This window comes from Kitasatospora sp. NBC_00240, from assembly GCF_026342405.1.
GTDB lineage: Bacteria > Actinomycetota > Actinomycetes > Streptomycetales > Streptomycetaceae > Kitasatospora.
In genome coordinates, this window is sequence record NZ_JAPEMU010000001.1 from 6,234,281 (window position 1) to 6,248,786 (window position 14,506).

General features: G+C 71.9%; 8 protein-coding genes, 1 rRNA gene and 1 pseudogene. 7 read left to right on the forward strand and 3 right to left on the reverse strand.

All coding sequences use genetic code 11. From position 1 onward, the window contains the following. Positions 1–23 precede the first annotated feature (23 nt). Positions 24–3,923 carry an ABC transporter transmembrane domain-containing protein gene (locus tag OG689_RS26590; RefSeq protein ID WP_266323388.1) on the forward strand — a complete coding sequence of 1,300 codons (3,900 nt, stop codon included), beginning with the start codon at positions 24–26 and terminating at the stop codon, positions 3,921–3,923. Between the two features lie 150 nt (positions 3,924–4,073). On the opposite strand, the gene OG689_RS26595 is transcribed toward OG689_RS26590, so the two are convergent. Further along, positions 4,074–4,964 (reverse strand): ATP-grasp domain-containing protein, encoded by an 891-nt coding sequence (locus OG689_RS26595; protein WP_266323389.1) that lies wholly within the window; start codon positions 4,962–4,964, stop codon positions 4,074–4,076. A 217-nt stretch (positions 4,965–5,181) separates the two neighbouring features. Here OG689_RS26595 and OG689_RS26600 point away from each other — a divergent pair, with 217 nt between their 5' ends. Then, positions 5,182–5,784, forward strand: a complete 603-nt coding sequence (locus tag OG689_RS26600; protein WP_266323390.1) for an NUDIX domain-containing protein — start codon at positions 5,182–5,184, stop codon at positions 5,782–5,784. A gap of 123 nt (positions 5,785–5,907) precedes the next feature. On the opposite strand, the gene OG689_RS26605 is transcribed toward OG689_RS26600, so the two are convergent. Together OG689_RS26605 and OG689_RS26610 are read right to left on the reverse strand one after the other, a co-directional pair. Further along, the gene (locus OG689_RS26605; RefSeq protein ID WP_266323391.1) at positions 5,908–6,927 is read right to left on the reverse strand and encodes a hypothetical protein; all 1,020 of its coding nucleotides are present in this window, start codon (positions 6,925–6,927) and stop codon (positions 5,908–5,910) included. A 309-nt stretch (positions 6,928–7,236) separates the two neighbouring features. Continuing rightward, positions 7,237–8,328 carry an iron-siderophore ABC transporter substrate-binding protein gene (locus OG689_RS26610; RefSeq protein ID WP_266323392.1) on the reverse strand — a complete coding sequence of 364 codons (1,092 nt, stop codon included), beginning with the start codon at positions 8,326–8,328 and terminating at the stop codon, positions 7,237–7,239. Between the two features lie 258 nt (positions 8,329–8,586). Between OG689_RS26610 and OG689_RS26615 the strand changes: the two are divergent. The 5 genes and pseudogenes from OG689_RS26615 to OG689_RS26635 all read left to right on the forward strand — a co-directional run. Further along, positions 8,587–8,820: pseudogene (locus tag OG689_RS26615) on the forward strand (amino acid transporter); the annotation flags it as partial. A 346-nt stretch (positions 8,821–9,166) separates the two neighbouring features. Beyond that, complete coding sequence (trpS, locus tag OG689_RS26620) at positions 9,167–10,207, forward strand: tryptophan--tRNA ligase (RefSeq protein ID WP_266323393.1); 1,041 nt, start codon at positions 9,167–9,169, stop codon at positions 10,205–10,207. A 55-nt stretch (positions 10,208–10,262) separates the two neighbouring features. Continuing rightward, a complete protein-coding gene (locus OG689_RS26625) occupies positions 10,263–11,285 on the forward strand; it encodes an LD-carboxypeptidase (protein WP_266323394.1) in 1,023 nt (340 codons plus the stop codon). Between the two features lie 90 nt (positions 11,286–11,375). Next, on the forward strand, positions 11,376–12,128 hold the full coding sequence (locus tag OG689_RS26630) for a nucleoside/nucleotide kinase family protein (RefSeq protein WP_266323395.1): 753 nt from the start codon (positions 11,376–11,378) through the stop codon (positions 12,126–12,128). A 601-nt stretch (positions 12,129–12,729) separates the two neighbouring features. Then, positions 12,730–14,253 (forward strand): 16S ribosomal RNA (locus tag OG689_RS26635). The last annotated feature ends 253 nt before the right edge of the window (positions 14,254–14,506 follow it).

The window sequence follows — 14,506 nt, forward strand, 5'->3', positions numbered from 1 at the left end:
CCGAGGAGGCCGGCCCGGGCTGGTTGCGGCGACTCGTCGGCTACTGCTGGCGATTCCGGCGCAGCGTGCTGCTGTCCTTCGGCGCCTCGCTCGTCGGCATGGCCGTCACGGCCCTCGTCCCGCTGATCACCAAGCTGATCATCGACGACGTGATCACCGCCCACACCCGCTCGCTGGCCCCGTGGGCCGCGGCGCTGCTGGGCGCGGCGGCGCTGGTCTTCGTCTGCACCCAGATCCGTCGCTACTACGGCGGCCAGCTCGCCCTCGACGTGCAGCACGACCTGCGCAGCGACCTGTTCCGCTCGCTCGGCCGGCTCGACGGCCACCGGCAGGACCGTCTGGACACCGGCCAGGTGGTCGGCCGGGCCACCTCCGACCTGCAGTTGATCAACGGCCTGCTCTCCATGCTGCCGATGATGACCGGCTACGTCGTCATGTTCGTGATGTCGCTCGCGGTGATGCTCTGGCTCTCGCTGCCGCTCACCCTGATCGCGCTGGTGATGGGCCCCGCCCTGTGGTGGATGTCGGTGCTCAGCCGTAAGCGGCTGTTCCCGGCGACCTGGGCCGCGCAGCAGGAGGCCGCGGCCGTCGCGGGCGTGGTCGACGAGGCGGTCGGCGGGGTCCGGGTGGTGAAGGGCTTCGGGCAGGAGGCCCAGGAACTCGGCAAGCTGGAGGCCGCCTCGCGCAACCTCTTCGCGGCCCGGCTCCGCTCGATCCGGCTGACCAGCCGCTACAACCCCGCGATGCAGGCCATTCCGGCGCTCGCGCAGGTCGCCGTGCTGGCCCTCGGCGGCTGGCTGGCGGTGGAGGGCAAGGTCTCGCTGGGCACCTTCGTGGCCTTCTCCACCTATGTCGCGCAGATGACCGGCCCGGTCCGGATGCTCACCATGGTCATCACCGTCGGCCAGCAGGCCCGGGCCGGCGTCGAACGGGTGCTCCAGCTGATCGACGAGCGCCCGCTGGTCCAGGAGCGGCCCGACGCGATCACCCTGGATCTCACCCGTGCGGCCGCTCCGGCCGCCGGCGGCGGGGCCGACCTCGCCGACCCGGACGAGCGGGCAGGCCGGGACGGTGACCACGCCCGTGACGCCCGTGGCTCCGCCCCGACCGGAGCGGCGGGGCAGCCCACGACGCTCGCCCTGGAGTTCGACCAGGTCGAGTTCCGCTACGACCCGGAGCACCCGACCCCGGTCCTGCACCGGCTCAGCCTGCGGCTCGCCCCCGGCGAGACCCTGGCGCTGGTCGGCTCCTCCGGGTCCGGCAAGTCCACCGTGGCGCAGCTCGTCCCGCGCTTCTACGACCCGTCGGCGGGATCGGTGCGCCTGTACGGGCACGACCTGCGCGACCTCACGCTCGATTCCGTGCGGGCGGCCGTCGGCATCGTGCCGGAGGAGAGCTTCCTGTTCTCCGAGAGCGTCCGGACCAACATCGCGTACGGGCGGCCGGAGGCGACCGACGAGCAGGTCGAGGCCGCCGCGCGGATCGCCCAGGCGGACGAGTTCGTCCGGGAGCTTCCCGCCGGTTACGAGACCAAGGTCGGCGAGCAGGGCCTGACCCTCTCCGGGGGCCAGCGCCAGCGCATCGCGCTCGCCCGCGCCATCCTGACCGACCCGCGCATCCTGCTGCTGGACGACGCCACCTCGGCGGTCGACCCGCAGATCGAGGCGGAGATCCACGACGCGCTGCGCTCGGTGATGGCCGGCCGGACGACGCTGCTGATCGCGCACCGCCGATCCACGCTGCAGCTGGCGGACCGGATCGCCGTCCTCGACCAGGGCCGACTGGTCGACATCGGTACGCACCAGGAACTCGACCGGCGATGTCCCCAGTACCGGGCCCTGATCTCCGACCCGGAGGCCGGCCGGTCCCCGGCGCCCGCCGCCGGCGAGGTCATCGCCCCGGACGGCGCCGCCACCCCGTCCGCCGTCGCCCCGCCCGTCGGCTCCCCGCTCGCCGAGCAGCCACCGACCGACGCGTCCACGGCCGGCTCGTCCGCGACCGGGACAGCACCCGGCACGTCACCGTTCACCCGGACGCCGCCCACGAAGGCTCTCGCCAAGGCCGCCCGGACGGCGAGCCCCGATCTGCTCAGCAAGGTCGCCGAGCTGCCGCCCGCCACCGACACCCCGGCCGTCGCGCTCGCCGAGGCCGAGGCCGGCGACCCGGACTTCAGCCTCCGCCGGATGCTGGCGCCCTTCCGCCGTCCGCTCACCCTGGCCCTGCTGCTGGTGGCACTGGACGCGGGTGCGGGCCTGGTGCTGCCGATCCTGATCCGGCACGGCATCGACGACGGTGTCAGCAAGGCCGCGATGACGGGCGTCGCGGTCGCCTCGTTGGCCGCGCTGCTGGTGGTCCTCCTGGACTGGCTGGTCCAGGCCGGTGAGAGCCGGGTCAGCGGCCGCACCGGCGAGCGGGTGCTCTACACCTTGCGGATCAAGATCTTCGCGCATCTCAACCGGCTCGGCCTGGACTACTACGAGCGCGAGCTGTCGGGCCGCATCCTGACCCGGATGACCACCGATCTCGACTCGCTGACCAGCTTCCTGCAGACCGGCGTCGTCACCGCCGTGGTCAGCCTGCTCACCTTCTTCGGGATCTTCGCCGCGCTCCTGATCATCGATGCCGGGCTGGCCCTGGTGGTCTTCGCGGTGCTCCCGTTCCTGATCGTGGCGACGCTGGTCTTCCGCCGGAAGTCGACCGCCCAGTACGAGATCTCCCGCGACCTGATCAGCACGGTCAACGCCGATCTGCAGGAGAACGTCGCGGGCATGCGGATCGTCCAGGCGTTCCGCCGCCAGGACACCAACACCACCCGCTTCGTCGCCCGGGGCATCGCCTACCGGGACGCCCGGGTGCGGGCCCAGTTCTACATCTCGCTGTACTTCCCGTTCGTCCAGTTCCTCTCCAGCGTGGCGGCCGCACTGGTGCTGATCGCCGGCGCCTCTCGGGTCGAGGCCGGCACCCTGACGGTCGGTGCGCTGGTCGCCTACCTGCTCTACATCGATCTGTTCTTCGCGCCGGTCAACCAGCTCTCCCAGGTCTTCGACGGGTACCAGCAGGCGGCGGTCGGCCTGGGCCGGATCCGCGAACTGCTGCGCACCCCCACGAACACCGCGGTCGCCGAGCACCCCGTGCCGGTCACCGACCTGCGCGGTGAGATCGACTTCGACGGGGTGGGCTTCGCCTACAACGGGGGCGGCGCGGGCAACCCGGAGGTGCTCTCCGACATCACCCTGCACATCCCGGCGGGGCAGACGGTGGCGCTGGTCGGCGAGACCGGGGCCGGCAAGTCGACCCTGGTCAAGCTGGTCGCCCGGTTCTACGACGCGACCAGCGGCACCGTCCGGGTCGACGGCGTCGACGTCACCCGGTACGACCTCGCCGCGTACCGGCACCGGCTGGGTGTCGTCCCGCAGGAGGCCTACCTCTTCGCGGGGACGGTGCGCGAGGCCATCGCGTACGGGCGGCCGTCGGCGACCGACGCCGAGGTGGTGGCGGCAGCCCGGGCGGTCGGCGCGCACGACATGATCACCGGGCTGCGCGGCGGCTACGAGCACGAGGTCTCCGGCCGCGGCCGGAACCTCTCGGCCGGGCAGCGCCAGCTGATCGCCCTGGCCCGCGCCGAACTGGTCGACCCGGACGTGCTGCTGCTCGACGAGGCCACTGCAGCTCTCGACCTCGCCACCGAGGCGGCCGTCAACCACGCCGCCGACCGGCTCAGCGGTGGCCGGACGACCCTGGTCATCGCCCACCGGCTGACCACGGCCGAGCGGGCCGACCGGGTGATCGTCCTCGACCACGGGCGGATCGTCGAGGACGGCACCCACGCGGAACTGCTCGCCAAGGGCGGCACCTACACGGCGCTCTGGCAGGCGTTCGTCGCCGACGGGCACCCGGCCCCGGAGCCGGTCGGCGGCCGCTGACGGCCGCTGGCAGCCGGTCCGGACGGGTCGGTCCGGACGGGTCGGGCCCTGCTGCTCCCGGAGGCGCCGGGCCCGGCGCCCCTCCTGCACGTGTGCTCGATCGCGGCTCCCCGCCCCGGGCACGGCGGGGAGCCGGCGACCGGCCGCCGGTCAGGCCGCGATCAGCGAGGACAGCAGGGCGGCGGCGTCCACGCCCGACGGCAGGTCGCTGACCTGGCCGTCGCCGACCTCCACCACCCGCCACGCGCTGCCGTCCGCCCGCTGGGCCAGGTCGGTGGTGACGAAGCGGCAGCCGAGGGCCCGGACCAGCGGGCGGACGTCCGTGAGGTCCGGATCGGGGGCGTGCCGGGGGCTGTCCGGATGCGGGCCGACCAGCACCGGCTCGCCGTCCAGCCACCACACCCGGGCCTCCGCCGCCCGGCCGTCCGCCGTCCGGGCGAAGTCCTCGAAGCGCCGCAGCACCACGCCGCCGGCCAGGAAGTCGTCCTGCAGCTCCACGAACCGGTTCACCACCCGCTCCAGCGCGGCCAGGTCGGCCAGCTCCGGGACGTAACAGGCCTCCGCCCATTCGTGCTTGCGGGACTTGACGTAGTCCTTGACGATCGCCGCACCCGTCCCGCCGAGCCGTGCGGCGGCCGCCGCCAGCTCCCCGGCCCGCGGCGCGCGGCCCGGCGACGGCACCGGGATCCACACACTGGCCGGCGTCGCTCCCTCGAAGACCCGGTACCAGCCGGGGAGTTCATGCGCGGAGGTGTATCCGGCGGGGCTGGTGAGCAGCGTGCCGCCGCGGGCATCGAGGGCGGCCGCGAAGCGGGCGTAGCCCGCCCCCGGAATCATCCAGCCGCGGTACCAGAGCGGGCCGATCCCGGCCGGCACCCGGCGGACGGCCGCCTCGGCGTCCCCGGCGAGCAGCGCGTCGTGGTCCACCAGCGCGTGATCGCCGCCCAACTCCCTGAGCAGCCGGGCCTCCCAGGTGAAGTGCGGGTCCGGCCGCCGTGGGGCGAGCGGGTCGGCGGGAAAGAGGATCGCGGGTACGGCCATGGGGTTCAGCGTACGGACCGGGTCCGGGCCCGGCGGTGATTTCCGCCGGGTCCCGCCGGGACCGCCGGACCACCGGGGTGCCGCGGCCGGTGGACGCCGGCCGGCGCGGACCGGCCCGTGCCCGGAGAGAGTGGACCTTCCGGACGCACCCCGCCGGGCCGGCGACCGGGGCCGAAACCGCTCGACCGCCGCCGGGCACCTCTGCGAGGGTGACCCGATGCGAATCCTGAGGCGTGACCGGAGGCGAACTCCCCGGCAGGCAGCGCGAACAGTGGTCATGGACCAGGACGGCTCGGTCTTCCTGCTCCGCTCCGACAACAGCGAGGTCGGCGTGCACTGGACGTCGCCCGGCGGCGGGATCGAGCCCGGCGAGAGCCCCTTGGAGGGCGCCCGCCGCGAGCTCTGGGAGGAGACCGGCTGGACGGATCTCGCCCCCGGCCCGCTGCTCTGCACCTGGGAGCACGACTTCACCTGGCACGGCATCCCGGTCCGCCAGCACGAGCACATCTTCCTGACCTTGGGTCCGCGACGCGGACCGGTCGGCGACGTCAGCGCCGTCCACGCCACCGACGGCATTCTCGGCTGGCGCTGGTGGACCGCGGCCGACCTCGCCGACGAGCGGGCGGACGCCCTCTGGCCGCCCCAACTGCCCGCCCTGCTGACCGGAGTGCGGGCGAGCGGATGGCCCGGGGCCGGAACGCCGGGTCCGCTTCCGGCGGTCGAGCCGGTCGATCTCGGCCACGTCGCCGACAGGACCGGCGGGGCGGATGCCGAGAAGAGCACGAAGTCCGGCAACTCCCGTGACAACGCGGGCGCCTGAACCGGCGGGCGCCTGAACCGACCGGACCGTGAGCCCGGTTCAGGGCCGCCGCGTCACCCCCGGACCTCCGGACAACCGGACCCCCGGACAACCGGACCCCCGGACCCCCGGCCGCCCGTCGGCTCAGTCGCGCCGGCTCCGGGCGCCGCCCCGCCTGGGGGCTCGGACACGCCAGCCGTGCAGCCCCAGCTCGCGGTCGTGCAGGGCCTCCGGGTTGATGAACACCGACAGGACGGCGCAGGGCAGTTGGCCGTACCCGAGGCCGGTGGCGGCGAGCAGCTGTTCGGTCGGGACGGAGACGGCGATCGCGGGCCGCCACGAGGGGAAGACGACCAGGCAGGTGCCGCGACCGGGCCGGATCATCCGGGCCTCGGCCAGGACGTACCGGCGCTCCTGCGGACGGTTCTCGGGCTCGGGCAGGTTGGGGGTGCCGCCGATCAGGATGCCGAGCGGCGTTTCGGAGAGCGGCTCCGGCCCGCCGGCCGGGAGCCCGCCGCGCTCCGCCGCCGGCGGCGCGGGGGCGGGGTCGCCCGCCGGGCGCGGGTGGAGCCGGCTCAGCCGGCGGGCGGGGGAGGGGCGCTTCGCGGGCGCCGGTTCCACCTTGGGGGAGGCCGCGGCCGGCAGGGCGGGCTGCGCCCGGCGGTTCGCCGACCGCGCTCCGCGCGCGGAGCGGCCGGCCGCCTCCGGCCGATCGGTTCGCTCGGCGGGCGCTGCCTCGGGCCGACCCGACCACTGCTCCGACCGCTGGACGGGCTGCTGTTCGGACCGCTGCCCCGACCGCTGGACGGGTCGCCGGTCGGGCCGCGCGGGTGTGGCTCCGGCCGCCGCCGGCCGCGCCTGTCCGGAGAGGTCGGCACCGGCGGCCAGCAGCAGGGTCCGGGTCTCGGCCGCGGTCCGGCGGCAGGCGGCCGCGAGGTCGGTGAGGGTCGCGCCCTGCTCGTAGGCCGTCCGGAGCCGGGCGCCGAGCCCGGTCCGCAGGTTGGCGGCCGTGGCATCTCGGGACCCCGGGGCCCCTGGGGCCGCGTCGCTGCCGCGGTCGGCCGGGGCGTCCCCAGGGTCGCCGGTGGGTCCGGTGGCCTGCCCGTCCCGACGTCCTCCGGGGTGTCCGTCCCTGTCCCCGCCGGCCGGCCTGGGCTGCGGCACCGTGTCGGCCGGTGCAGTTCCCGCGGGCCGGAGCCCGGCTGCCGGGTCGGTGGCCCCGGCGGCGACAGAGCATTCGGCGCCCGGTCCGTGGGCGGCGGGCGCTGGCAGGGGACGGTCGGCTGCGGTCTGGTCGAGCGGGATCATCGGCGCGGGCCCTCCGAGGTGCGGTCCGGATGATCCTGCCGCACCCCGGGATCAAGCTCCAAGAGGACCGGCGGGCGCAACCCCGCGGAGTCGGCCGGCCGCCCCGTCCGCATCGTCCTCCGTACCTCCCTGGGTGGCCCCTCCCGGGAGAGGCCACCGGGGGCCTCAGGCGCCGGGCGCGACGTAGCCCTTGAGGTCGGCCAGGACGGCGTCGGCGGCCAGCACACCCAGGCCCAGGAACCAGGTCTCGTCCGGGACCGGCCTGGCCTGACCGGACTTCACGGCGCCGAGGGTCTTCCACAGCGCGCCGCCGAGGACGGCGTCCTGGTTGGTGGAACTGGGCGTGCCGTACACGCCGTAGAAGATCCAGTCCGCGTCGGCCTTGTCGATCTGCTCGGGGCTGATCTCCACCGCGAGTTCCTTGACCTGCTCGATCTTCGGCTGCGGGATCGGGATGTCGGCGAGGATGGTGCCGATGAAGGAGAGGCCGGCGTAGAGCCGGGTCTTACCGGGCATGAAGCGCAGCGGGCTGACCGTGGGCTTCTTGTCGCCGAGCCGGGCGCCGACCGCGGTGGCGGCGGCCCGGTAGGCGGCGAGCAGCGCCTCGGCCTCCGCCTGGAGGCCGAAGGGGCTGGCGTTCAGCAGGAAGTTCTCCTTCCAGGGGTAGCCGGGGCGGATCGAGAAGACGGTCGGTGCGATCTTCGACAGGGAGGCGTACTGGTCCTGGGCGCGCAGCTGGCTGCCGAGAATGAGGTCCGGCTTGAGCGCGGCGATGGCCTCCAGGTTGAGGCTGTTGATGGTGCCGACGTTGGCCGGGCTGCCGACCTTGTCCTTGAGGTAGGACGGCATGGCCTTGGAGCCGTCGGTGTACACCACGCCGACGGGCTGGATGCCGAGCGCGACCACGTTGTCGAGTTCGCCGGTGTCCAGGACGACGACCCGGACCGGCTTGGCCGGGACGACGGTCTCGCCGAGCGCGTGCTTGACGGTGCGTGGGTAGACGCCGGGGGCGGCGTCGGTGCCGAAGGCCTTCATCTGCTCGATCACGGTGGCGTAGTCGTCGCCGCCCTGCTTGACGGACTTCTGGTCCGGGGAGGATCCGCCGGCCGGGGCGGCCGCGTCCGGCGTGGTGCTGGAGCTGCCGCAGGCGGCGAGCAGTCCGCCGAGACCGAGGACGGCGCCGCCGGTCAGGCCGGCGGCGAGGAAGCTCCGCCGGGAGGTGGGGGAGATGGTCCGGTCGGCGGGGGTGGGGGCCACGCGAGCGCTCCTGGTGCGACGGTCGGCGGCGACCGGGCAGGGGGCGTTGCCCGGCTTCCACCGGAGGATTGATTAGGTGAGGCAAACCTATCCGACAGTGAGGAGGAGCTGACCGGCGGCCTCGTACGCAGAGGGCGAATCCTCCCAAGCCGAACCCGGACGCGTACCTATGGTGCCGAGGTGGTTGATCAACAGCTCTCGGAGCACGGAAGCAGCGGACGGGCAACGACGCCCGTCCTCCCGACAGGCGTCCCGGTCATCGGCACCACCGGCGACCTCCCCGGACCGGGTCCGGCCCAGGGCGCGGCCGGGGACAAGGGCCTACGCGGCAACTCCGTCGGGCTGCTGAGCAGCGTCGTCCCTGGCGACTCCACGGTCGCCCCGGTCTACTGCCTCACCGCGACCATGGGCCCCACCGTCACCGCCGTCGGCGTCCGGATGCCCGCGGTGTTGCTGGCCGGCTTCCTGCCGATGCTGCTCGTCGCCTTCGCGGTGCTGGGGATGGGCTCCGTCTTCGTCATCGGCGTCGGCATCCTGCTGCTGGGCGCCCTGCTGATGGTCTGGTACAGCGGGTACCAGCCCGATTTCTTCCGCGGCCGGACGCTGCGGAAGGACCCCCGACGCTCGTCGTGGAGGACTGACCGCCCCGGTTCACCCGCGCCGTGCCCCGCCGTCCCCTATCCTCGACCTCATGAAGCGCTTCGCATGCCTGAGCTGGTGGCCGTCCTAGGGCGGCCACCCCAGACATGACCAGGGCCGTCCGTTCCGGACGGCCCTGCCGCGTTTCCTCCCGTGTGCAGCGCCCGCCCGGACGGCGGCGACCACCGGAGGAGATCCCATGAGCACCACCACCGCCCCGACCGCGCCCGCCCTCACCGACCCGGACCACCCGGCCGGCCGCCGCGTCCTCACCGGCGACCGCCCGACCGGCCCCCTGCACCTGGGCCACTACTTCGGCACCCTGCGCAACCGCGTCCGACTGCAGCGGCAGGGCGCCGAACTCTTCGTCGTCGTCGCGGACTACCAGGTCATCACCGACCGCGACATCGCCGACCGGCTCGCCGAGCACAGCGAGAACCTGGTGATCGACTACCTCGCCACCGGCCTCGACCCCGCATCCGCCACGATCTTCGCCCACAGCGCCGTGCCGGCCCTCAACCAGCTGCTGCTGCCCTTCCTCAGCCTGGTGAGCGTCGCCGAACTCGGCCGCAACCCCACCGTCAAGGACGAGATCGCACACTCCCGGCAGTCCACCGTCAGCGGGCTGATGTTCACCTACCCCGTGCACCAGGCCGCCGACATCCTCTTCTGCAAGGCCGACCTGGTACCCGTCGGCCAGGACCAACTGCCGCACCTGGAGGTCGCCCGCACCGTCGCCCGCCGCTTCAACGAGCGCTACGGCGCCGGCATCTTCCCCCGCCCGCAGGCCCTGCTCTCCGACGCGCCACTGCTGCCCGGCACCGACGGCGGCAAGATGAGCAAGAGCCGCGGCAACGCCATCCCGCTCGCCGCCGGCGAGGACGAGACCGCCCGCCTGGTCCGCGCGGCGAAGACGGACGCCGAGCGCCGGATCACCCACGACCCGGCCGGGCGACCGGGGGTCGCCGCCCTGCTCCAGCTCGGCGCCCTCTGCCAGGACCGCACACCCGAGCAGCTGGCCGGGGAGATCGGCGACGGCGGCGCGGCCGCCCTCAAACGCACCGTCACCGAGGCGGTCAACGAGCACCTGCGACCGATCCGGTCCCGCCGCGCGGAACTCGCCGCCGACCGGGGCCACATCCGCCAGGTCCTGCGCGACGGCGCCGAACGCGCCAACGCCGTCGCCGACGCGACCCTGGCCGAGGTACGGGCCGCGATGGGGGCGGTGGGATCGGTCTGAGCCAGGCCGGGCATACCTTGGTCAGTCGAACGTCATCAACGGGGAGGACCAGGCGATGGCTCAGCACCCGCCCGAGCAGGCCGCCGGACCGGCCCGGCCCGCACCACCGCAGTACCCGTCGCACCCTTCGACCGGACGGCTGCGGGCGCTGACCCGCCCGCCGCACCTCCTCCCCGGGGACCGCGTCGCGGTGATCGCACCCAGCAGCCCGGTCGACCCGGCCCGGCTCACCGCCGGCTGCGCCGTCCTGCGTTCCTGGGGGCTGGAGGTCGAGGTCGCACCCCACGTCCTCGACACCCACCCCGCCCTCGGGCACCTGGCCGGCCGGGACGCGGACCGCGCCGCCGACCTCCAGGCCGCCTGGCTGGACCCCGCGATCGCCGCCGTCGTCTGCGCCCGCGGCGGGTACGGCGTGCACCGCATGGTGGACCTGCTCGACTGGGAGGCCCTGCGGACGGCGCCCCCCAAGGCGCTCGTCGGCTACAGCGACGTCACCTCCCTGCACGAGGCCTTCGCCCAGCGCCTCGGGGTGGCCACCCTGTACGGGCCGATGGCGTCCGCCCAGACCTTCCTGACCGACGGGCCGACCGCCGAGCACCTGCGCCGCACGCTCTTCCAACCGGCGGCCACGACCGTCCTGACCTCGGCCGCCGCCGGCACCCTGGTGCCCGGGCGGGCCCGGGGGATCACGGCCGGCGGCTGCGCCTCCGTCCTGGCCGCCGAGCGGGGCACGACGGGGGCCCGGCCGTCCTTCGCGGGTGCGGTGCTCGTCCTGGAGGACGTCAACGAGCAGCCCTACCAGCTCGACCGCATCCTCACCCAGCTCCTGCGCTCGGGAGCGCTGGACGGCGTGGCGGGCGTGGCCCTCGGCTCCTGGGCGGGCTGTGGACGACCCGAGCGCGTGCGGGAGGTCATGCTCGACCGTCTCGGGCCGCTCGGCGTCCCGGTCCTCTGGGAGCTCGGCTTCGGACACGGCCCCTCCAGCCTCACCGTCCCGCTCGGCGTGCCCGCCCTGCTGGACGCGGACGCCGGCGCGCTCACCCTGGAACTGCCGGCACTGGCGGAACGCGTGCACTGACCGGCCCGGACGACGGCACTCCGGGCGCGGGCGGTGCCCCACGGCGTACCGCCGGGCGCGACCGCCGGACGGGCTGAGTAGGGTGCGCCCATGCACGACGACACGCTGAACACCGAAACGGCAGCGCCGCCGACCGGTCCGGCGACGGACGGCCATCACCTGGCCCTCGACGATCCGCGCGATCTCACTGAGCTGGCGGTGGGCCTGCTGCGCGGGCGGGGCGGCGGCAGCCGCGTGATCCTCGGCCTCACCGGTCCGCCCGCGGCGGGCAAGTCCACGCTCGCCCGGCACCTGGTCGCCGAGGTCTGCCGCGCCGAGGGCCCCGCCGCCGCGGCGTACCTCCCGCTGGACGGGTTCCACCTCTCCAACGTCCAGCTGGACCGCCTCGGCCTGCGTCCCCGCAAGGGCGCCCCGAACACCTTCGACGCCCACGGGTACGTCGCCCTGCTCCGCCGGGTCACCGAGGACCGCTTCCACGACATCTACGTCCCCGACTTCGATCGGGACCTGGACGAGCCGGTGGCCGCCCGCCACCTCGTCACCCCGCGGACCCGGCTCGTCGTCACCGAGGGCAACTACCTCTCCTCGGCCGAGACCCCCTGGCCCGAGGCTCGCGCCCTGCTCCGCGAACTCTGGTACGTCGACGCCGAGGACACCCTTCGGGAGGAGCGACTCCTGCGCCGGCACATGGCAGGAGGTCAGGCCGAGAGCGAGGCCCGACACCGGGTCGGCTCGAACGACCACCCCAACGGCGAGTACGTGAAGGCGGCGCGCGAGGCCTGCAGCAGGACCGTCCGGCCGGGCCGTTTGCCTCAGGCGCCCGGCGCGCGTAGTGTTGACTAGTCGCTCGGCAGGGAGCACCGGACACGCAGTCAGCGCGGACGGTCCCGGGGCGGCCACTCCACGAACCACCTTCCATCGCATCGTCATGGGTTGTTTCGCTTCGGCGTATTCCTGTGCGGTTAATTGGCATGTGTGTGTTTAGCGGATTGGCTTGGATTCGCCTTTCGGGGCGGGGCTGGGCTAGAGTTTGAGCCGTCGGACGGACCGTCAGGTCGGCCTGGCGAAAGCCTTCTGAAGGCCGGGACGCACGAAAGACTCTGGTAGAGTCTGGGAGTGCCGAAAGGCCGAAGGAAAGCAAGGCAGGGAAGCGAAACTCCGGAAAACGGAGCGGAAAACATCTGCTAAGCTGGAAACACGAAAGAACGAAGCGCCCGGAGAGTTCACGAGAGTGGCTCGAAGGAAGTGTCCGTTCCTTGAGAACTCAACAGCGTGCCAAAAGTCAACGCCAGATATGTTGACATCCCCGGCCTGGATCACTTGATCCGGGTTGGAGATTCCTTTAGTAACAAAACACTAGCGAGGACGCAGTGCGCGGGATCACCTAATTCCGGTGGTTGCCGTGCCGCTCAACGCGAGTGGCTTGCCGGATTACCGGCAGACATTCACGGAGAGTTTGATCCTGGCTCAGGACGAACGCTGGCGGCGTGCTTAACACATGCAAGTCGAACGGTGAAGCCCTTCGGGGTGGATCAGTGGCGAACGGGTGAGTAACACGTGGGCAATCTGCCCTGCACTCTGGGACAAGCCCTGGAAACGGGGTCTAATACCGGATATGACCTTCCTCCGCATGGGGGTTGGTGTAAAGCTCCGGCGGTGCAGGATGAGCCCGCGGCCTATCAGCTTGTTGGTGGGGTAATGGCCTACCAAGGCGACGACGGGTAGCCGGCCTGAGAGGGCGACCGGCCACACTGGGACTGAGACACGGCCCAGACTCCTACGGGAGGCAGCAGTGGGGAATATTGCACAATGGGCGAAAGCCTGATGCAGCGACGCCGCGTGAGGGATGACGGCCTTCGGGTTGTAAACCTCTTTCAGCAGGGAAGAAGCGCAAGTGACGGTACCTGCAGAAGAAGCACCGGCTAACTACGTGCCAGCAGCCGCGGTAATACGTAGGGTGCGAGCGTTGTCCGGAATTATTGGGCGTAAAGAGCTCGTAGGCGGCCTGTCGCGTCGGATGTGAAAGCCCGGGGCTTAACCCCGGGTCTGCATTCGATACGGGCAGGCTAGAGTGTGGTAGGGGAGATCGGAATTCCTGGTGTAGCGGTGAAATGCGCAGATATCAGGAGGAACACCGGTGGCGAAGGCGGATCTCTGGGCCATTACTGACGCTGAGGAGCGAAAGCGTGGGGAGCGAACAGGATTAGATACCCTGGTAGTCCACGCCGTAAACGTTGGGAACTAGGTGTTGGCGACATTCCACGTCGTCGGTGCCGCAGCTAACGCATTAAGTTCCCCGCCTGGGGAGTACGGCCGCAAGGCTAAAACTCAAAGGAATTGACGGGGGCCCGCACAAGCAGCGGAGCATGTGGCTTAATTCGACGCAACGCGAAGAACCTTACCAAGGCTTGACATATACCGGAAACGGCCAGAGATGGTCGCCCCCTTGTGGTCGGTATACAGGTGGTGCATGGTTGTCGTCAGCTCGTGTCGTGAGATGTTGGGTTAAGTCCCGCAACGAGCGCAACCCTTGTTCTGTGTTGCCAGCATGCCTTTCGGGGTGATGGGGACTCACAGGAGACTGCCGGGGTCAACTCGGAGGAAGGTGGGGACGACGTCAAATCATCATGCCCCTTATGTCTTGGGCTGCACACGTGCTACAATGGTCGGTACAAAGGGCTGCGATGCCGCGAGGCGGAGCGAATCCCAAAAAGCCGGCCTCAGTTCGGATTGGGGTCTGCAACTCGACCCCATGAAGTTGGAGTTGCTAGTAATCGCAGATCAGCATGCTGCGGTGAATACGTTCCCGGGCCTTGTACACACCGCCCGTCACGTCACGAAAGTCGGTAACACCCGAAGCCGGTGGCCTAACCCGTAAGGGGAGGAGCCGTCGAAGGTGGGACCAGCGATTGGGACGAAGTCGTAACAAGGTAGCCGTACCGGAAGGTGCGGCTGGATCACCTCCTTTCTAAGGAGCACATGGCAGCTTCGGGCGAATGTCCTGAAGTGCTAGCTCATGGGTGGAACGTTGACTATTCGGCACACGAGGTCTGTCAGGCCTCCCAAGTACTGCACTTCGGTGCGTGGAACGGGTTTCTGGCGGGTCTGGTGGGTCGGGCACGTTGTTGGGTCCTGAGGGAACGGCCGTATGGTCGTTGCTTCAGTGCCGGTCCTACTTGATGATCCTCGTTTCGGGGGTTTGATGGTGGGTGACTGGTCGT

Coding starts and splice junctions, on each gene's coding strand:
- OG689_RS26625 (WP_266323394.1), top strand. CDS start 10,263: ATGGCTCAGCACCCGCCCGAGCAGGCCGCCGGACCGGCCCGGCCCGCA.
- trpS (WP_266323393.1), top strand. CDS start 9,167: ATGAGCACCACCACCGCCCCGACCGCGCCCGCCCTCACCGACCCGGAC.
- OG689_RS26595 (WP_266323389.1), bottom strand. CDS start 4,964: ATGGCCGTACCCGCGATCCTCTTTCCCGCCGACCCGCTCGCCCCACGG.
- OG689_RS26630 (WP_266323395.1), top strand. CDS start 11,376: ATGCACGACGACACGCTGAACACCGAAACGGCAGCGCCGCCGACCGGT.
- OG689_RS26600 (WP_266323390.1), top strand. CDS start 5,182: ATGCGAATCCTGAGGCGTGACCGGAGGCGAACTCCCCGGCAGGCAGCG.